Source organism: Flavivirga jejuensis (assembly GCF_030540765.1).
GTDB classification, from domain to species: Bacteria; Bacteroidota; Bacteroidia; order Flavobacteriales; family Flavobacteriaceae; genus Flavivirga; species Flavivirga jejuensis.
Window position 1 is genome coordinate 153,609 of the sequence record NZ_JAUOEL010000001.1, and the last position, 19,820, is coordinate 173,428.

The following is a 19,820-nucleotide window of genomic DNA, read 5'->3' on the forward strand; positions in this document are numbered from 1 at the left end:
AGTATAATATTCCTGATTTACAGAAATGAATTCAGCACAAGTTCACAGGAATAACAATCATTTCAAAAACTGAAAAGCAATTAATGCTACAATATAAGCAAAAACGGTCATGATTACTAATTGTAAAACGGGCCATTTCCAAGAATTAGTTTCGCGTTTTACAATAGCTAAAGTGCTCATACACTGCATAGCAAAAGCGTAAAATAACAGCAACGAAATACCCGAAGCAAATGTAAATAATGGGCCGCCTAAAATATGGTTGACTTCACCAGCCATTCGGTTTTTTATAGTTTCTTCTTCATCGCTTCCAACGCTATAAATAGTTGCTAATGTACCAACAAATACTTCGCGAGCAGCAAAAGAACTTATTAGGGCAATACCAATTTTCCAATCGTAACCAAGTGGACGTATAGCGGGTTCAATAGCACGTCCCGTAATACCAATAAAGGAGTGTTCTAATTTATGTGATGCTATTTTTTGCTGTAACTCTTCTTTGCTTAAGTGTTGAGTTCTATATTCTGATTTAACTATAGCCTCTGCATTATCAAACTTATCTCCAGGCCCATAAGAAGCCAAAAACCAAAGAACAATGGATATGGCAAGAATGATTTTACCTGCACCAAAGATAAAGGACTTTGTTTTTTCAATAACGGTTAAAGCTACATTTTTAAACATAGGTAGCTTGTAATTAGGCATTTCAACTACAAAAAATGTTTTGCTTTTTATTTTTAGAATCTTATTTAGAATATATGCTGAAACAACAGCAGTTCCAAAACCAATTAAATATAAAAGCATGAGTGTTAAAGCTTGATAACCTAAACCAAGAAAACGTCCTTCTGGAATAACAAGCGATATAATAATTAAATAGACAGGAAGCCTTGCGGAGCATGTTGTAAATGGTGTTACTAAAATAGTAATTAAACGTTCTTTCCAACTTTCAATATTTCTTGTGGCCATAATGGCTGGTATGGCACAGGCTGTGCCAGAAATTAATGGGACAACACTTTTGCCGCTTAAACCAAAACGACGCATGACACGATCCATTAAAAACACAACACGACTCATATAACCGCTTTCCTCAAGTACAGCTATAAATAAGAATAAGAAAGCAATTTGTGGAATAAAAATAACGATACCACCAAGACCAGGAATAATACCTTCTGCTAATAAATTGGTAAAAGCACCACCTGGTAGCATGTTTTTAGCCCATTCGCTTAATGAGGCAAAAACAGTGTCGATAAAATCCATTGGTACGCTAGACCAGTCGTAAATTGCCTGAAAAATAGTGAGCAGAACGACAAAAAAAATAGCATACCCCCAAACTTTATGAGTTAAAATACGATCTAGTTTTGATCGCAAATCTTTGGCTTGAGACACATCAATTGTTTGTCCTTTTTTAAGAACATTATTTATAAATTGATAGCGTTTAATAGTTTCCTTTTGCTGTAAGCGTTTTAAGTCTCCTTTGCTTTTAGTTTTAAAATTAGCGACGGCTTCAATTTGGTTTCTATCTGTTTTTCCGAAGTTAACATCTTGTGTGATGACTAACCAAAGTTTATATAAAAGTTGATTAGGGAACGCTTTGCGTAAGCTATCAAAATAGTCTTGGTCTATCTCTGAAGCACTTAAGCAAGGCACTACAGACATGTCTTTAAAATTAGAAATGAGGTTTTTTAAATGATCAATACCCTCATTCTTTCTTGTACTTATTAAAGCAATTTTTGTTTGAAGATGCTCTTCTAAGTAGGCAATATCTAGTGAGATGCCTTTGTAAAGCATTCTATCTGACATATTAATAACAAGCAGGGTTGGGATTTCTAAATCTTTAATTTGTGTAAATAGTAGCAGGTTTCGTTTTAGGTTTTCAACATCACTCACAACGACTGCTATGTCTGGGAAATCCTTGTCATTTTTATTTAAAAGGAGTTCTATAACTACGTTTTCATCAAGAGAAGAAGCGTTTAAACTATAAGTTCCAGGCAAATCAATAATATGAGCCTTAACCCCTCGTGGTAGTTTACAGATGCCTTCCTTTTTTTCAACCGTTATCCCTGGATAATTGCCAACTTTTTGGTTTAATCCTGTTAGTGCATTAAAAACGGATGTTTTTCCTGTATTCGGATTGCCAATTAAGGCAACATTTATCTGTTTACTCATCCGCTATTTTTTCGATTAAAACATGTGAAGCAGTTTCCTTTCTAATAGCTAAATGTGTTCCATTAATATTTAAATACATAGGATCCTGAAAAGGAGCAAGCTGCACGAGTTGAACAGAATTGCCTGGTAAGCATCCCATTTCCAGGAGTTTTAATGGGATATGAATAGATGAAACATCGGTAATAATGCCCTTTTCACCACGTTTGAGATGTGCTAAAGTGTCTTGCAAGCTTATTTAGATTGATTTTAAAGAGTCAAAAATAGTGTAAAAAAGTAGTCTAAAAAAATGGTTGGTAAAAAACTATTTTTGATATTCTTCTTTTAGGATTATAATATCGTCAAGTAAACGGTCAATTTCCTTTTCATCTGTACCGTCATAAAAGCCTCTTATTTGGCGCTTTTTATCAATAAGCATAAAGTTTTCGGTATGTACCATATCGAAAGGATCTCCATCCCCATTATCTTTAACAGCCAAATAGCTTTTTCTGGCAAGTTGATATATCTGTTTTTTGTCGCCTGTAACTAAATTCCATTTGCTAGCATTCACTCCTTTTTGTTTAGCATACCGTTTTAGTTGAGCAACAGTGTCTATTTGAGGTGTTACCGAGTGAGAAAGTAACATAACGTCGTTATCATTAATAATTTCTTGTTGTATTTGCACCATATGGTCAGTCATAATAGGGCAAATGGTTTGACAGGTCGTAAAAAAGAAATCGGCTACGTATATTTTATCTTTATAATCGTTTTGTGTAATTGTTTTTCCGTTTTGATTAATAAGCGAAAAATCGGCTATTTTATGATACTTTTTTTTGTATTGAATGGTGCTATCTACTAATTCGGTACTTACCATAGTAGGTTGGTAAACAGGAAGCGGTTGGTAAACATTTAAAGTATTATAAATAATTGAAACTATAATAATAGAAATAATAGCAAAGGCAATGGCAAATCCTCTGTAATTCTTGAAAAATGATAACATTTTTAGCAAATTAAATTTATACAAAAATACAATGAAACATCGATGGCTAAAAATATAATTAAAAAAAGAAATGATTTTATAAATGTTACATCAAACCTTTTAAAACAAAGGAATAGAATATAAAATTTAAATATATAGAATTTATCTAAGTGCATGACAAAAAAAAGTAAAATCAGCACAAATACCTGTTTAATAATTATTTACGCCACGTATCCTCGAGCGCAGTCGAGAGGTTTTTAAATTAAAATTATCAATAAAAATAAGGCCTCGACTTTGGCTTGTCTTGAGTGGAGCCGAAAGGCTCGACCAGGCATATAAAAAGTATTTGGTAATTTTTGTCATGTACTAAAAGAGTTTATTTATGCTTAAATTCTTGTTAAAAAGGCGTGCATCTTGTAATTGCCTTTTTAAAGTTGGTTTAAAAGCTTACTTTTGTGCGGTTATAAAAATACGATCAAAGTCATATGGAGTTTATTATTAAAATATCTCAATTTTTACTAAGTCTTTCATTGCTAATCATTTTGCATGAATTAGGGCATTTTATACCTGCAAAGGCTTTTAAAACACGAGTAGAAAAATTTTATTTATTTTTTGATGTGAAATTTTCATTGTTCAAGAAAAAAATAGGTGATACTGTTTATGGCATAGGTTGGCTACCACTAGGAGGCTATGTGAAGATTGCAGGAATGATTGATGAAAGTATGGATACTGAGCAAATGGCTCAAGAACCACAACCTTGGGAATTTCGATCTAAGCCAGCATGGCAACGTTTAATTATTATGCTAGGTGGTGTTACAGTAAATTTTTTACTAGCGATTCTTATCTATGTTGGGATGAGTTATTTTTATGGGGATAAATATTTGCCAAATGAAAATATTAAAGATGGTCTTTTAATTGAAAGTACGGTAGCAAACGAAGCAGGATTGCATACAGGGGATAAAATTATTGCTGTAGATGGCGATAAAATTGAAAAATTTTCTGAGATTTCTGAAAAAGTACTGTTTGGTAAAGAAATCGTTGTTGAAAGAAATGGGATGCAATCAACAATAACGATGCCTGAAGATTTTTTAGCTCAGTTAATCGATTCTAAAGAAAAAGGCTTAATAAGTTTAAGAGAGCCTTTTGTTATTGTTCAAGTACCAGATACCTCTTATAATAAAAATAGTGGTCTTAAGAAAGGGGATATTATTATAGGGTTAAACGATTATAAAACAAAGTATATCGATCAGGTTAAATCTGGATTAGAAAAACTTAAAGGACAAGAGGTTAGTGCCAAGATCTTAAGAGATAATGCAGAAATTACTTTACCATTAAAAATAGATGAAGAGGGTAAGTTAGGATTGGCTTATGCATCAGGATCTACCCCTGAAACTTTAGCTGCTTTAGGATATTATGAATTTGAAACTATAGAATATGGTTTTTTTGAATCTTTCCCTATAGGGTTAAAGAAAACAGGAGATAAGATATCGTCTTATATGACACAGTTTAAAGCTATTTTTACGCCTAGTACAGGAGCTTATAAAGGTGTTGGAGGATTTAAAGCTATTTATGATATATTTCCAAGCTTTTGGAGCTGGCAAGTATTTTGGAATATTACAGCTTTTCTATCAATTATGTTAGGTGTCTTAAACTTATTACCGATACCAGCTTTAGATGGTGGTCATGTGATGTTTTTACTATATGAAATGGTGTCTGGAAGAAAACCTGGCGACAAGTTTATGGAGTATGCTCAAATGGTAGGATTCTTTATTTTAATAGCTTTAGTTTTGTTTGCAAATGGGAATGATATTTATAAAGCTATTTTTGGATAAATATTTTGAAATTTTATTTGTAGTAACTAAAAAAAAATATATATTTGCGCTCGCTAAGACAAAAACATATACTCCTTCTTAGCTCAGTTGGTTAGAGCATCTGACTGTTAATCAGAGGGTCCTTGGTTCGAGCCCAAGAGAAGGAGCAAAAACCACTTAAGAAATTAAGTGGTTTTTTTATGAAATACACTTTTCTGACATTATTTATGCTTGTTGTATTGGTACATTTTACTTCAAATACAGATTAATCAATTTTTTTATAAAAAAGGGCATACAATTAGGTGTACCATTATTTCTTCAAGGTGTACTATTAATAATCTATTAAAAATCATGAAATTAAATATACTATATTTATTATATAAGTCTAAAACAAATTCTAAGGGGAAGTGTCCAATTAGATGCAGAATAACTTACAATAAAGTTAGGAAAGAATTCTCAACGGGACTCTTTATTAATCCTGACCACTGGAATAGTAAACAACAAAAAGTAAAACCGCTAGAAGCAGATAGTGATTATATCAACAATCAACTAAGCCTTATTAAACCTAAAATTAATAAGGCTTTTTTATTACTACAAGTTAAAGAAGAAAGCTTTGCTGTAGATGATATTTATAGCCTTTATAAAGGTGAAAAAACACAAAAAGAACATAACACCGTAGAGTATTATGAAAAACACTTAAATAAGCTTAAAACACTTGTAAATATTGATATTAAACAAGTAACATGGAATAAATTTTACTACATCAAAAAAGATATAAAATCATTTATAAAATGGAAGTTTAAAATTAACGATATACCATTAAAAAAGCTAGAACCTAACTTTATAACAGAATTGGAGTATTACTATAAAACACAACAGAAGTTAAAGCAGATCACCATTAATAAAAAGATTCAACGCTTTAGAAAAATAATTAAAGTTGCTATAGCAGAAAACTGTTTAGATAAAGACCCATTTATACTATATAAAACTAAAACGGTGAGAACAGAAGTTGTGTTTTTGTCTCCAGAAGAGCTGAAAATATTAGAGAAATATATATTTATACAACCTAAACTACAATTTATTAAGGATTTGTTTGTGTTTTGTTGTTATACAGGGCTTCCATATAGAGAATTGATGAATTTAAAGCAATCTAATATTATTAAAGGATTTGATGGCAACTTGTGGATTAAAATGCAGCGAGAAAAAACATCTAAAGAACTGTCTATTCCATTATTACCAAAAGCGTTAGAGATTATAGAGTTACAAAGAAGTGATAAAGCATATGTTTTTCCTAGAATTAGCAATCAACGATATAATTCTTATTTAAAGGAAATTGCAGGTTTAGTTAATATAAATAAGAGGCTAACAACTCATATGGCTAGGAAAACCTTTGCAAGTACGGTATTGTTATATAATGATGTACCAATGGAGATAGTTAGTGAGCTGTTAGGACATTCTAGCATGAAGATAACACAGGATAGCTACGGTAAAGTTGTACAGAAAAAGGTTAGTTTAGAGATGAGTAGGTTAAATGGAAGAGGTTAGCTTGTTTTTATTATTAAAAATACGTGTTTTTTAAGTTTAGCACAATCAAAATCCTTTTTTCATTTAATTAATATAAATATTTTTGAAATCATTTTAAATTTATAATCATGAAATGGATTGATACTATAATATATAAAACATTAATTACACATAATTCTGTAAAAGTTAATTTTATTAATGGAGAACTTAAGATTGGTTTTTTTGAACCTGATGAAAATTTTGATAGCCTTAAATCAGAAGGAAAATTGAGGTTTGTAGAAAACTTAAAGGGAGTTACAATAATTAAAGCTAATGATATTAGTGAAATCAAGTAGTACAGAAGAAGCCAACGAAAATTAATTGATTAGTTTTTTTATGTAAGAATTGTTAAAATACTTACATTTACCATGTGATAGGTTATATCACATAACATAGGACATAAGAATTAAGTGTTTGCTTAAAAGTCTCCTTAATCAGGAATCCGCCAGATTTCAATAATTAACTATAGGAGCAGTAATAAGCAGATGCACACTCGATACGGGTGTGTCATCTCATTGCTGTTGGTATAGTTAAAGTTTCTGGCGGAACTTCTGATTAGCTGACATAAGGCATGAGAGGCACACCTTATTCTTTTTATAAACTTATAGTTGCCTCTACTAAATTAAAATCATTAAAAAATGAAAAAAATCATTTCATTATTAGTCTTAACTCTGATATTAACAGCTTGCAGTAGTTCTGACGAAACAAACAATCCAGATAATCCATCTACAGGAACTACGAAGTTTATAAAACAAATGGTTTCAAAAAAGTATCAACAGGAACATGGAGGGTATTTCCCAGATCAGTTTGTATATAATAATGATAGGTTGGTTAAAGCCTTAATTTATGGATGTTCTGGCATGTTGTATCAATTTAAATACGGTACTAATAATAAAATAGAAACATATTACCGTAAATCTGGATTTAATCCAGAAGATTTATTAATCGACATACCAAAAGAAGATTTTAATGTAGTTGGTTCTATAAAGTATGACAACCAAGATCGAGTAATTGAGCAAGAAGAAAGTAATGTTTCAATGGGTGTAAGGACTGTTTTAAAAATCAATATCGAATATGACCAAAATAACAGGATTTCTAAATTATTGGTTATAGAGTATGAAGGAGGACCCACAATATCACTTATAGTAGAAGAATTCGATGAAAATAACAACCCAATTAAAACGAATATTGGATCATATAATTATGATGATAAAGCAAACCCTCTTTATCCGCTATTTCAAAAATTTGGATTGTTTCATATAGAAACATGCAATTCTCTTGATGTGAAAGGGCTTTTCATGTCTTTAAATAACGTAAAAGAAGCTTATAATGAAGATAGTACTCAAATTTTTTCTGCAATCTATGAATATGATCAAGACGAATACCCCACAAAAGCTACGTACACAACTAAATATAGTTCAGATGTAGATATTTTTTCCTATAATTAAAAGTAGACGGAACTTATCTAAGCTCTCAAATTATGGTGCTGGTAATCTGCAACGTTATGGAGTAGCTTTTAACAATGAAACTGGTGTTTTTGATGGTTTTGATGGATATAAAGTGCGTTTTGGAAGGATAGCCATTTTACAGTTATTAGAAAATATAATTATTTGTGAAAAAGATGAAAACATGTGGTTAACATTGGTTGGGAAGGGAAAATCTATAATAACAGGGCTAGGAGGTTTTAATAAAAATGATATGATATCTCCAAAGCCAGGCAATAGTATGGACATCATATTGTCAATCTCCTTTAAAGAAGATGATTTGCCAGAAAGGATGGAAAAAGCATTCAGACACTTAGTTAAACTATACGGAGGTGAAATATAAAAACAAGGTTTCATATTATAATACCATAATCTTGCTTTAAACACGGAATTTATTTTAAAGCTTTATTTTTTATTTTAAATGAAGTATATGAAATCTTATGCTAGTATATTAACTCATAATGCAACATTCTGTTTAAAATGATAAAGTAGTTTAAAACAGTTGAAATGACTTTATATAATACTTAAATAACTTAGCTGTGTCTAAACTACCCTAGAAATGATATTTAGTCTTATAATTATCTATTTATCAACATTATATGTTTATTTCTTTTTTGTAAATAGATCAAAAAATAAGTAAAAAAAGCAACATTTTCATTATCTTTATGTACTGTTTTTGGTGGGACTTTTAAGTCGAAAATTTTGTTAAAAAGAGATTAAAATCTCGATATATAAAACCCTAATTAAGTGTTCCGCCAAAGTCAATAATTAGGATTTTTCTTTGCTTAAAACTTATCTGAAAAGTCTGTAAACAAACTTTATAAAGAGTTTTTAAATAATTTTAGAGTGTTGATACTCGTGAGTTTCGCCACTGTTATCTTTAAACAGGGCAGCCATTCTAAATAAAGCTGTAAAATTTGTTAGATAGACTTTTCTTTTTGGCTAAATACGTTGGGGGAAAGTTAAAGAAGCCTTACAAATACAGAGGGCAAGGTTGTACAAGGTGATACCTGTGGGGGTTAATAGACACTTTAATAAGTGACCAAAATTCACCAAATGCTAGTACTGGCACCTATTGTGTAGCTAGCTGTTTATGATGGAGCTTACACTGCAAGTGATAATCTAAATCTAAACATACTCCTGTCAACAAGGACTTTTTGTTGAATTTTTTACTGGGGGGAGTATGTTTAATCCAAAACATACCTGCAAGAGATAATACAAACCAACCAAAATATAAAACACAAAGTATAAGAGATAGAATATAATAGAAAATAAAGAGGAACAAGCATGAAAAATGGAAGGAGAAGAAAAAAAACTGAAATATTACAGCAAAGGAGACTGCTCTTTAATAAGGTCTGTAGTGAATTAGATCTTAAGGATTTTTTGGTGTCTGAAATAAAGAAATATGGAGGAGAACCTGAATCTGGTAATAATATTACAATTTTAGCAAGACAACATGCATATCTGATCAGACGTGAATTTAAAGGGAAAACTATAGATGAGAGGATTTGTAACCGCAGAAGAGCTTTGATATACTCTAAAGTTGAATTAAAAAGAACTATTAAAGATTTAGTAAAGTAATCTTATTCGATTTTAATAAAGTTAAGCTACTTATAACTATTTCTTATACTACTAAGAAGCAATTTATTTTTGTAGAGCTGTAAAAATTCGTGATACAAATCGAGCATTTACTCTCAGCTCATTTTACTGCTCTCAGTATACATTATCATTGCTTATGTAAAAACACAAATCTGAGTAGAATACACCAATCTGGTGTAAATAAACCAACAAGAAGTAACATAAAATTATCTTAGCTTAATTTTTGTTCCAAAACTTCTTAAAATATGCTTTCACTCTGGTAAAACAATAAACTATTTTTACGATTATATTATAAATTTTCCCATCTTCTGGAAAGTTACACCATATAATGGTTTGACACACGAGATAAGTTTAATAATGTGAACTTAAATTTCCAGAAGAAAAAATAAAACACTAAAAAAAATTTTTGGAAAATTTTTGGGGATTAGGTTTTATTAAAAAGTTTTTTGTCTGCAAAACTGATTAATAATTCCACACCAATCCCTGGGGTTGCATGGGCTGGGGTCATTCCCCCGCCCTTTTGTTAACCTAAAATTTTAAAAAATGATTTCAGTAGCAGACTACGCAAAAAGAACAACAAAACAAGGAGAAGATTTTTACGTGCTTATTTTACAAGGTGGTGTAGAGGTAGTAAAAAGCCAGAATACAGGCAAAATGTATTTTACAGCTAAGAAATGCTCAGTTCCAACGACTTTTGACGAAACTACATGTCAAAGTGTAATAGGATGCCAATTTCCAGGTACTATCAAGAAAGTTGCATGTGAACCTTATGAGTACCAACTCGAAGATGGTAAAAGAATTACATTAGAGCATACTTGGCAATATGTAGATAATACTGAGGAGATGGTTAAAGAGCATGTGGTTGAAGAAGCAGAGGTAATATAGTTTAGGTTATAACAGAGATTCTAAGTCTATTAGAGTTTCTGTTTTCCTTTTATATACAAAACCAATTGTTTTAGCTCCAATTAAAAATTAACAAATCAATATTTATCTATTTAACATGGCTAAAAAAGACAAACAACTAGATAAGCTTATGTATTGCAGCTCATCAAAACTAATGATTGTAACAGAAAAAAATAAGTTAAAAGAACTGTATTGTCCCTTTTATGTTAGAGCTAAATACAGTATTATGGGATTAAGAAAAGGTCAAAAAATAGGTGTAGAAGCTGTTAAAATAGATACTAACCATAAGATGGTATATGTTATAATGAACAGGACATTTTATTATCATCATTTTGAGATTGTCTTAAATTAATTAATCTTCCCTTCCTTCTGGAAACTAAACTTATTTCTTAGTAAACCAACTTAAAACATAATAACTCGTATAAGGTAAACCTGTAATTATATATAAGCTCATTTAAGATAACATAAAATAATTCATTCGTTTAAAACATATAATAATGCCTAGAATTGTAACTGAAATTAAAATATAACTTAACGGTATTAAAGCATGAACGTATTAAGGTTAAGGGAAGCAATTTGCTTATGAAATATTATTAAATAATTAGGATAATGATACAATTGAACTTTACGAAGAATTTAAAATGTTACTTCTTAATAAAGACAACGAAATATTAGGGATACATCTTTTTATCTAAAGGAAGTATATCAGGTACTTTAGTTGATTTAAAACTATTATTTGCTGTGGTGTTAAAATCTGCATCTTCAAGTATTATTCTGGCTCATAATCATCCGAGTAGTGATTTAAATCCAAGTGAGGCAGATAAAAGAATATTCAGTAAGATTAAAAAAGCTGCAATAACCGTATTAGATAATCTAATTGTTACAAAAAAAAGTATTATAGTTTTTCTGATGAAAACCTAACTTTAGAGTATTGATTTGGAAAAACTTTTTTTGAATTAAAAACTAGATATACTAATAGATAATATAAAAATATAAGAGGATTTGTTTTCGGATATTGATAAATTGTTGGAAGGTGTACCTCTCATATATTGAAAACAAAGTAATTTGTAAATCAGTTGGTTAGAGCATCTGACTGTTAATCAGAGGGTCCTTGGTTCGAGCCCAAGAGAAGGAGCAAAAAACCACTTAAGAAATTAAGTGGTTTTTTTATGAAATACACTTTTCTGACATTATTTATGGTTGTTGTATTGGTACATTTTATGATGATGAATTTTAAACCTGAGTTCGACGTAAGTTAATGAGGTTATTTTTTAAAATTATTGGAAATACATATTTAGTTTTTTCGGGCTTAGGGTAATTCTTGAGGTGTTTTAAAATTGTTAGCGGTTGGTTTTTTACTAATGTTGGTATTTATCTTTATATTCTAAAAATTTATCCATTCCCATATTTACTCCTCCACAAACAATTACTAAGATGTTTTCATTAGGTTTAATGGTGTTTTTTTTTGATTTTGCATATGAAATTGCAGCACCACAAGCAGGCTCAACAAGTGTATGATATTCATTGAAAAAATCTTTGCACGCATTAAAAGCAGTTTTGTCATTCATTACGTAAGTTTCAATTTCGAACTTTGAAGCATAGTCAAGTGTTTTTGCTACAACTTTTTTTGCTGCAAGACTTGTGGCAATTGTTTTTATAGTTTCCAATTCAATAATTTGTCTGGCTTCATGACTTTTTGCAAATGAAGCAGCTCCCTCCGTTTCTGCTGTAACAACTTTAACTTTTAACCAATCATTTCGTAATAAGCCCTCAAAAATTCCGCATAACAAACCTCCTCCACCAACTGCAACAACAATTTTGTCAGGTTCGTTCATTTGCAAAGCACATTCATCTATAATACTTGCATGTCCTTTCCATAAGAGAGGATGGTCAAATGGGGGTACATAAGGTACGTTTAATATTTTTGAATTTTGAATAGCATAATCATTTGATTCGTTCCAGTTTTTTCCATAAATTTCTATTTCAGAATCCAATAACTTGATTTTGGAAATCATATATTCAGATGTTGTTTCTGGAACAACTATTTTTAATGTAATTCCCATTTGTTTTGCTACATAAGCTAGTGAATAACCGGCGTTTCCTCCAGAGGATGCAATAACTTTTCTATGTCCTTGACTGTGTAATTCTTTTAGAATGGTATCCATTCCTCTAATTTTAAAAGAACCAGAAGGTTGAAAACATTCCATTTTATAATTCACATTTAAGCCAAACTGTTTACTTAATTCGTGAGATTTAAAAACAGGTGTTTTAATATAATTTTTTTTTTGTTCCATCATTAAAATTATTTGATCGTTTTTTATTAGTTTTTTGATACTAATGGTTTTACCTTGTACTTGCCGCTAACTAAAAAGAGTCATTTTATATGTGGTCTCACATTTTTTGTTTTCTGCATTTGCATTTAGCTTAAAACCTTTGTTATAGTTGTTTTACGCGATTTAGATTTAAGTTTAGATGTTTTTTGTAAAGGGGTAGTCATTTTGTCTAGCGTAGCCATGTTTTATTGCCAAATTATAAGTGTACTATCTCCACATCCAATATCTAATACCCGCTCATCCCCATTGAGGTTTATAGATGATATTATTTCTTTCCCTCATTCTTTTTGATTAGCAGAATTAGTTTCATATTCCTCTGCGTTCCAATTATAATTTTTGTTCATGTTTTTTTGGGGGCGTTTTTTTGTTTTATCGATTGTTTTTTTAGTATTCTACTAGTTCTATTTCAACTCCATTTGGGTCATAGAAGTAGATTCTTTCTCCAGGTTCATAATTTTCATCGATATGAATATTTACATTTAACTCCTTAAGCTTTTCTCTAAAAGGAATTAAACTTTCAACTTCAAATGCAAAATGATTTATTCCATTTATACCGTAGTTGGGTTGGTAGTTTCCTTGTTCTTCTGCTTCAAAAAATGACAGATATATTTCTCCAATTCCTAAGTGACAACATCTTACTTGACCAATTTCGGCAAATGCTGTTCCTTCCCATGTTTTTTTGAATCCAAATAATTGGTGGTAAAAATCATAACTTTTCTCAAGGTTTGATACAGTCATGTTGATATGTTCTATTCGTTTAATCATGATATTTCTTTTCTGTTGTACATTCGTTTGATAATTTATTCAATTAGCTGAAAGTCCTTTTTTTTAATTCTTTTCCGTTTATTATTTATAGATATTTGATGTTCTGCTATATGTATTTTAAACGCTTTATCTATGAAAACGAAATGTGTTTTCATCAATTTTTTGAATTTCAAGTTTTTTTAAATTTCCATTGACCCATGTTCTTCTTGCTTTTGCTGAAAAAAGTATTTCTTTGGTATAAAATTGAAATGGTGTTTCTTTTAATGCCTCAGTACTTTGTAAAAAATCATTACAGGCAATCTTTATATTTTTGTGATCATTTCTGTACATAAAATCTTTTGTGATAATCATCCAAAATATTGTCAGCGTTTCATGGTAACCAGATGAAATCGTGTTTTGCGTTCCAATAGCAAGATTATAGTTCTTAATTCTTGTTTTTATTAATTTTATAGCATCGTGAAAGTTGTAATTTAAATTATGCCACAAAGCAACTACTATATGTGCTTCATGTGTCCATTGAGTTTTAGGTAAAGTCTTATCAATAAATTTTTCAACTAAATTTTCAATTTCTTTTTTTGATAATTCTTCCACTGTAAGAAAATGTGTTATTAAACTCCATTTGAATTTCAAATAGGAGTTGTTTAATTTTGGGGTATGGTAAGAACTAAATTATGGTTTATTAATGTAACTTTCTAATACTTTTCCTTCGAATTTTTTATTAAATTTTGAACAATGTCAATGTTTAGAGTCTGTTCAAAACCGATTATATACATCTTAATTATTTTATTGTTTTCGGCGGTAAAATGAGTATCCCATTGTAAAATAGCTTGTTCCCCTTTATCTTCTAAGGTGTTAATACCTAATGATTGTTATATTTGGCTCTTCGGCTAAAGAGACAAGACCTTTGTTTTTGACCACGATAACTCATCAGTAATAAGGTTGCTGGTGCCATTAATAATTATTTTTTTAAAGTTAACTTGACACAAAAGTAAATAGAGTGAGAGACAACCCTATGTCAACTAGGTTGGACTAATTCAATCAAACGGAATTAAATCAGGTTCTAAAAATTCCCTTTTAGCTTGATCTGAATTGTAAATATCAAATCCGTAATGAGAATCCATTAATTCCTTGAAATTATATTTCAGTCTAGGAAATTCCAATATATAATCTTTCCACGCGAATCCTTTAGATTTGTTTTAAATAAAAACACACATAAGAATGATTATGATTATGTTGAAAAGAGGGGGGCGGGGGAGACTGATAACTCATAAAATTGTTATTAAGTTTGAGGGAATAAAAAAGAACGGAGTGAACTTGCACGCCTGTTAGTAAACAAGAACTATCTCACGTATTAGCCTCCGTTCTTTTAAATCGGTTACAAAGGACCAAATATTGAAAGCAAAGGTCTTTAAACAACAAAGACTCGTGACAAAGAAAATAATTAAATTATAATCCGTTTCATGACTATGATAACGCGTAGATATTTTTTCACTTTTGAAAGTATCATTAGTTCTTACTGACTTGCATTTTTGGTTTTGCAAAAAGTTTTTCAACTAGAGGAATTTTACGATTTTATATTAACATTTCAGTGTATTTGTTGAAAGAATCTCTAAAAAAGGAGTTTTATATAACATTATACAAAACTAGTAGTATCTATATGGTATACGAATTATGTCTGGAAAGTGTACGTTAATTTAATTTTATGACATAATTAATTAACCGTTCTAAAGATAATCTCATTATGAAACAAAAACTACTATTTACGTTAATTTTAATTACTTCAATAAAAGTAATTAATGCTCAGGCAATTCTATTCGAAGAAGATTTTGAAAGTTATGCATTAGAGACTGGAATCGTTGGACAAGATATACAATTTGTTACAATTGGAGGCTACCCAGCTGGTATTCCATTTACTATTGATGCATCAGATGTTAGTTTCAGTGATAGTTCTAGCGATTATATAAGAATTGATGTTAGTTCTGAAGAATTACAATTTCAAGACCTAGAAGGCGTAGGTAGCGTTACTTTTGATCCTATAGATATTTCTTCTCAAACGGGAGATGTTACCATTAATATAGGTAAAGTAGATTTTAATATTGATGGCTCCTGTGATTGTTCTTGGGGAACTGAAGACTTTATTGATATCTCTTATTCATTAGACGACGGCGCTACATTTATACAAATCCCGAATCATATGGGGAATGGAGATGCCGATCATACCTTTATTCCAGGAGCAGTACTAAATACAGATTATGATTTTGAGCTTTCAGAAGTCATTAACCCAGGAGCAGCTGGAACATTAATGATTAGATTAAGTGGCTTTAACGATAGTGGAGATGAAGAATTTGAATTTGATGATATTGATATTATAAGAAATGCAGTAAGTGTTTATAGCGAAGATTTTGCTGGTTATGATGGTATAAATGGCGCAGGCTTCGCAGGTGATGACATTGGCGTTAACGGATCGGGAATATTCGCAGCTATAAATTCTGGTGATTATCCTACCGTACCCTGGACATTGACTCTTGGTGATGATGAACAATTAGAAAATTCTGGAGATTTTATCAGAGTAGTAGACGAGGGGGGTAATAAAGTATTAGAATTCAACGATCTTGGCGATAATGACCCTGTAAATTTTGATACAGATGCTATTGATATTACTGGGCAATCTACTATTACTTTTGGTTTGGATATTAATTTTAGAGAAACCACTTATGAAGTTGAAGACTTTCTTGACGTATTCTATTCTTTAGATGGTGGTACTACATTTACTTTAGCTCAAGATGATGGTAATGGTCATACCTATAGTGAATCTACAATAGCTGGTTTTGGTAGTAATGAAGACCAAGAATTTGTTCAAACATTATCAGGATTAACAAGTACTAATTTTATTTTAAGAATTGTGGCAAGCAACGACAGCGGAAACGAAGATTATCAATTAGATAACATACAAGTTGTATCTGGCACAACACTTAGTACAAATGAAAATACATTAACTGGTGTTTCAATTTATCCCAATCCAGTAAAAGATGGCTTATTAAATATAAAACCTCAGAATAAAGGGAATACAGATATAACATTATATGATATATCTGGGAGAGAAGTTTATAAAACAGTATTACCATTAAGTCATGTTATTGATATCTCAAACATCCAATCTGGATTATATACTTTAACAGTAGTTCAAGATAACAAAACCTTAATAAAGAAAATAGTAAAGTAAAAACTTGCTAATTATATAAGTAGGGATACATATAAATATGTTTCTAAAGTAAGTTAGATAATTAAAATATGAATCAATTATGAAGGCAGGATTATCATCATAAAACCATGAAATTAAACCACATAGATTTATATTTACGCTGAATATTTTAATATTATAAAACCTAATACATGATGTTTAATAATACGTTAAAAACACTAGTTTTTATTTTTTTCGCCTTGTTATTTACTTTAAAAACAAGTGCTCAACAAAGAGGAAATGGTAACCTATCGGGGGTTGTTGTTGACGAATCTGGTATTCCACTTCCAGGAGCAGAAATTTATACTAAGATAAATAGTGGGTTTGTAGGAGCAACAAGCGATTTTGACGGAAAATTTATTGTCACTAATATTCCAGTAGGAAACCAAAATTTAGTTATAAAATATTTGGGATATAAAGAAAAAAGCATATCCATTACTGTAATCGAAAAAGCAACAACAGATATTGGTAAAATACCATTACAACCTGATGTTGAAAGTTTAGACGATGTTATTGTAAATGCAAGATCAAAAGGACAAGTAAGATCATTAAATATTCAAAAAAACTCTGATAATATTGTAAACGTTATTTCATTGGAACAGGCCAGTAAGTTTCCCGATTCTAATATTGGTGACGCATTAAAAAGAGTTTCAGGTATTTCGATACAAACAGACCAAGGTGAAGCCAGAAGTGTTAGTGTTCGTGGATTAGGTTCTGAGTCGACAACAGTATTGGTAAATGGCGATAGAATTTCAGCGACTTCTTTCAATTCCCGATCTGTTGAAGTTGATTTAATCCCAGCCGATGTTATTCAAAATATTGAAGTTACTAAGAGTGCTTCTGCAGATTTAGATGGGGAGGCAACAGGCGGAGTTGTTAATTTAATAACCAGAGCAGCATATAGTAAAGATCTTAAATTTAGTTTGAGATCAAATTACAGTATCACGCCCACTTGGGATAAAATAAACTACAATACAGCTATTGGTCTCTCAAAAAAGTTCCTTAATGAACGTTTAGGAGTCGCTTTTAATGGGTCGTCAGATAGTAGATCATTCCAATCTAATAATATAGAAATAGATTGGGATTTTGCAGATACTGGAGAAATTGATAATCCTAATGATGATACAAGATTTTTAAATGAATTAGAAGTAAGACGCTATTGGGTAAGAAGAGATAGAAAAAACTTAAATTTAGGCTTAGACTATGAGTTTTCTAAAAACTCATTAATTGGTTTAAAAACGTCTCTGTCTTTTAGAGATGATTTTGAAAACAGATACCGAACAAGGTATACTAGTATTGATTTTCCTCAAGAATTTACTCCAGATGGTATAGCCATCTCAGAAGGACTTGTTCGAACAGATACAAGAGGTGGAACCAGTGAAGGCAAACCTAATAATTATCGCTTAGATCGAAAAAATGTTTTTAATAACAAACTTTATGGAGAACATGTTATTGGATCTGTTGAAGCAGATTGGAGTTTGTCTTATTCTAAAGCCAAAAAAAGAAGAACAAGGCGGTCTATAGATTATCGTGTTGTAGAAGGAGAATCTACATTATTCATCGATGCACGAAACCCTAATCGCCCAAGGGTTACTTCAGATATTGAAAACTTTAATGACGATGCTGTTTTAGGAAGTATCTCTGAGACATTTCAGAACCTTGATGATGATGCTTTCAAAGGTAGTGTAACACTTAAAATCCCATTTAAAAATGGGTATTTAAAAACTGGTGCTAGATACCGAAGAAACGGACATTCAGAAGATAACAGAAATTTTGATATTGAACCAATAACAGGAAATATAAATGCGTTTAATGACATAGAGAAAGAAAACTATCATACGAATAGTAGTGAGTTAAGTAGCTATGAAACATTTGATTCTCCAAGTAGAGAGTTTGTAGGAAGCTTAGATATTAATAACCCATTATTGTTTACAACAACAGAAGATTTTGAGTATAATTTTAATAACAGTTACGATGTTGTAGAAAAACGTTCTGCTGCATATATTCAGGGCAAATATGAATTTTCTGAAAATTTCTCTGTGAGAGGTGGTTTTCGTTGGGAACTTACTCAAGGAGATTACAACGCTTATGTCTATAATGAAGTAGAAGATATTATTACCCCAAACAATGTTAATATAGAGTATGATAATCTGTTACCAAGTATAGATTTTAAGTATAAAATAAAATCCAATTTAATTGCGCGTTTAGCTTATGCAAAAACACTAAATAGACCTACTTACACAAGACTTTTACCAAGAGTCGGGTTTACTGGTGGAGATGCAGACGATATTACCGATAATACAGTTTTAAGATTAGGAAACCCCGATTTAAAACCTCGTATTTCCGATAATTTCGATTTTAGTTTAGAGCTTTATTTGAGAAAAGCTGGGCTTGTATCAGTAGGTATTTTTCATAAAGAACTTAACAATTTTATTGGGTCAGTTAGTTCATTTGAAACACTCATAGATGGAAGAGTGCTTGATATTAGACAATTCCAAAACCTTGGCACAGGCAAAATAACAGGTGTAGAATTGGTTTTTCAAAGAGGCTTGGATTTCCTGCCTTGGCATTTTAGAAATTTAAACTTTTATGGTAATGTTACCTTGTTGGATTCTGAATTATCAAACTTCACGACGAGTTTAAGTAATACAGTAAGTACAAATTTAAGAGGCAACGAAAAGAGGAATTTAGCAGACACAGCAGATTTTACTTATAATGTGTCTTTAAGTTACAAGGCTAAAAAGGTTGAAGTAACAGCTTCATACAACTCAACCTCCGAATTTATTGATAGCTATGGTATTATTGCGATACAAGATGAATATGAGGATAAAAAGTCGTTTTTAGACCTTAATGCCAGTTACAGTATAAACTCCAATTTAAATATTTTTTTAGAAGCAAAAAATCTAACCAATCAAGCCCTACGAGAATATGTTGGGGAAAGACAAATTTTACAAAGAGAAGAATATTATGGCGCTCAATATGTACTTGGATTTAATTACAAATTTTAAA

At 30.7% G+C, this 19,820-nt stretch carries 17 protein-coding genes and 2 tRNA genes; 13 read left to right on the forward strand and 6 right to left on the reverse strand.

The features are described 5' to 3' along the window. Nucleotides 1-57: 57 nt before the first annotated feature. The 3 genes from feoB to Q4Q40_RS00730 all read right to left on the reverse strand — a co-directional run bounded on the left by feoB (nt 58) and on the right by Q4Q40_RS00730 (nt 3,133). Nucleotides 58-2,157, reverse strand: coding sequence for a ferrous iron transport protein B (gene feoB / locus Q4Q40_RS00720; protein WP_303299754.1), 2,100 nt, complete (start codon nt 2,155-2,157; stop codon nt 58-60). Then, nucleotides 2,150-2,386, reverse strand: a complete 237-nt coding sequence (locus tag Q4Q40_RS00725) for a FeoA family protein (protein WP_303299755.1) — start codon at nt 2,384-2,386, stop codon at nt 2,150-2,152. The genes feoB and Q4Q40_RS00725 overlap by 8 nt, the downstream gene beginning before the upstream one ends. Before the next feature lie 72 nt (nt 2,387-2,458). Further along, a complete protein-coding gene (locus Q4Q40_RS00730) occupies nt 2,459-3,133 on the reverse strand; it encodes an SCO family protein (RefSeq protein WP_303299756.1) in 675 nt (224 codons plus the stop codon). Nucleotides 3,134-3,597: 464 nt separating this feature from the next. On the opposite strand from Q4Q40_RS00730, the gene rseP reads away from it, so the two are divergent. The 11 genes from rseP (at nt 3,598) to Q4Q40_RS00785 (ending at nt 11,606) form a co-directional block, all read left to right on the forward strand. Then, nucleotides 3,598-4,944: an RIP metalloprotease RseP gene (gene rseP, locus Q4Q40_RS00735; RefSeq protein ID WP_303299757.1), complete on the forward strand. Its 1,347-nt coding sequence runs from the start codon at nt 3,598-3,600 to the stop codon at nt 4,942-4,944. Nucleotides 4,945-5,016: 72 nt separating this feature from the next. Next, a tRNA-Asn gene (locus tag Q4Q40_RS00740) sits at nt 5,017-5,090 on the forward strand. Between the two features lie 184 nt (nt 5,091-5,274). After that, complete coding sequence (locus Q4Q40_RS00745; RefSeq protein ID WP_303299758.1) at nt 5,275-6,468, forward strand: site-specific integrase; 1,194 nt, start codon at nt 5,275-5,277, stop codon at nt 6,466-6,468. A 107-nt stretch (nt 6,469-6,575) separates the two neighbouring features. Then, complete coding sequence (locus Q4Q40_RS00750; RefSeq protein ID WP_303299759.1) at nt 6,576-6,782, forward strand: DNA binding protein; 207 nt, start codon at nt 6,576-6,578, stop codon at nt 6,780-6,782. 342 nt (nt 6,783-7,124) lie between these two features. Then, nucleotides 7,125-7,934, forward strand: a complete 810-nt coding sequence (locus Q4Q40_RS00755) for a membrane lipoprotein lipid attachment site-containing protein (RefSeq protein WP_303299760.1) — start codon at nt 7,125-7,127, stop codon at nt 7,932-7,934. Between the two features lie 112 nt (nt 7,935-8,046). Then, nucleotides 8,047-8,313, forward strand: coding sequence for a hypothetical protein (locus tag Q4Q40_RS00760; protein ID WP_303299761.1), 267 nt, complete (start codon nt 8,047-8,049; stop codon nt 8,311-8,313). Between the two features lie 944 nt (nt 8,314-9,257). Further along, complete coding sequence (locus Q4Q40_RS00765) at nt 9,258-9,551, forward strand: hypothetical protein (protein WP_303299762.1); 294 nt, start codon at nt 9,258-9,260, stop codon at nt 9,549-9,551. Between the two features lie 561 nt (nt 9,552-10,112). Beyond that, nucleotides 10,113-10,454, forward strand: coding sequence for a hypothetical protein (locus tag Q4Q40_RS00770; protein ID WP_303299763.1), 342 nt, complete (start codon nt 10,113-10,115; stop codon nt 10,452-10,454). 115 nt (nt 10,455-10,569) lie between these two features. Further along, nucleotides 10,570-10,824, forward strand: coding sequence for a hypothetical protein (locus Q4Q40_RS00775; RefSeq protein ID WP_303299764.1), 255 nt, complete (start codon nt 10,570-10,572; stop codon nt 10,822-10,824). A 389-nt stretch (nt 10,825-11,213) separates the two neighbouring features. Then, nucleotides 11,214-11,393 (forward strand): JAB domain-containing protein, encoded by a 180-nt coding sequence (locus Q4Q40_RS00780; protein ID WP_303299765.1) that lies wholly within the window; start codon nt 11,214-11,216, stop codon nt 11,391-11,393. A 143-nt stretch (nt 11,394-11,536) separates the two neighbouring features. Beyond that, a tRNA-Asn gene (locus tag Q4Q40_RS00785) sits at nt 11,537-11,606 on the forward strand. A gap of 224 nt (nt 11,607-11,830) precedes the next feature. Here the strand turns inward: Q4Q40_RS00785 and Q4Q40_RS00790 are convergent. The 3 genes from Q4Q40_RS00790 to Q4Q40_RS00800 all read right to left on the reverse strand — a co-directional run bounded on the left by Q4Q40_RS00790 (nt 11,831) and on the right by Q4Q40_RS00800 (nt 14,161). After that, nucleotides 11,831-12,769, reverse strand: a complete 939-nt coding sequence (locus Q4Q40_RS00790) for a pyridoxal-phosphate dependent enzyme (RefSeq protein ID WP_303299766.1) — start codon at nt 12,767-12,769, stop codon at nt 11,831-11,833. A 420-nt stretch (nt 12,770-13,189) separates the two neighbouring features. Beyond that, nucleotides 13,190-13,570 (reverse strand): VOC family protein, encoded by a 381-nt coding sequence (locus Q4Q40_RS00795; RefSeq protein ID WP_303299767.1) that lies wholly within the window; start codon nt 13,568-13,570, stop codon nt 13,190-13,192. A gap of 126 nt (nt 13,571-13,696) precedes the next feature. After that, the gene (locus tag Q4Q40_RS00800; protein ID WP_303299768.1) at nt 13,697-14,161 is read right to left on the reverse strand and encodes a hypothetical protein; all 465 of its coding nucleotides are present in this window, start codon (nt 14,159-14,161) and stop codon (nt 13,697-13,699) included. A 1,150-nt stretch (nt 14,162-15,311) separates the two neighbouring features. Here Q4Q40_RS00800 and Q4Q40_RS00805 point away from each other — a divergent pair. Both Q4Q40_RS00805 and Q4Q40_RS00810 read left to right on the forward strand, forming a co-directional pair. After that, entirely contained in the window at nt 15,312-16,793 is a 1,482-nt protein-coding gene (locus Q4Q40_RS00805; protein ID WP_303299769.1) for a T9SS type A sorting domain-containing protein, read from the forward strand. Between the two features lie 170 nt (nt 16,794-16,963). Next, nucleotides 16,964-19,819, forward strand: a complete 2,856-nt coding sequence (locus Q4Q40_RS00810; protein ID WP_303299770.1) for a TonB-dependent receptor — start codon at nt 16,964-16,966, stop codon at nt 19,817-19,819. Nucleotide 19,820: the final 1 nt, after the last annotated feature.

Bases quoted from the DNA above. Each gene is read 5' to 3' on its own strand.
- Q4Q40_RS00765 (WP_303299762.1), top strand. From the start codon at position 9,258: ATGAAAAATGGAAGGAGAAGAAAAAAAACTGAAATATTACAGCAAAGG.
- Q4Q40_RS00745 (WP_303299758.1), top strand. From the start codon at position 5,275: ATGAAATTAAATATACTATATTTATTATATAAGTCTAAAACAAATTCT.
- Q4Q40_RS00805 (WP_303299769.1), top strand. From the start codon at position 15,312: ATGAAACAAAAACTACTATTTACGTTAATTTTAATTACTTCAATAAAA.
- Q4Q40_RS00750 (WP_303299759.1), top strand. From the start codon at position 6,576: ATGAAATGGATTGATACTATAATATATAAAACATTAATTACACATAAT.
- rseP (WP_303299757.1), top strand. From the start codon at position 3,598: ATGGAGTTTATTATTAAAATATCTCAATTTTTACTAAGTCTTTCATTG.
- feoB (WP_303299754.1), bottom strand. From the start codon at position 2,157: ATGAGTAAACAGATAAATGTTGCCTTAATTGGCAATCCGAATACAGGA.
- Q4Q40_RS00795 (WP_303299767.1), bottom strand. From the start codon at position 13,570: ATGATTAAACGAATAGAACATATCAACATGACTGTATCAAACCTTGAG.
- Q4Q40_RS00775 (WP_303299764.1), top strand. From the start codon at position 10,570: ATGGCTAAAAAAGACAAACAACTAGATAAGCTTATGTATTGCAGCTCA.
- Q4Q40_RS00755 (WP_303299760.1), top strand. From the start codon at position 7,125: ATGAAAAAAATCATTTCATTATTAGTCTTAACTCTGATATTAACAGCT.
- Q4Q40_RS00770 (WP_303299763.1), top strand. From the start codon at position 10,113: ATGATTTCAGTAGCAGACTACGCAAAAAGAACAACAAAACAAGGAGAA.
- Q4Q40_RS00790 (WP_303299766.1), bottom strand. From the start codon at position 12,769: ATGATGGAACAAAAAAAAAATTATATTAAAACACCTGTTTTTAAATCT.
- Q4Q40_RS00810 (WP_303299770.1), top strand. From the start codon at position 16,964: ATGATGTTTAATAATACGTTAAAAACACTAGTTTTTATTTTTTTCGCC.
- Q4Q40_RS00730 (WP_303299756.1), bottom strand. From the start codon at position 3,133: ATGTTATCATTTTTCAAGAATTACAGAGGATTTGCCATTGCCTTTGCT.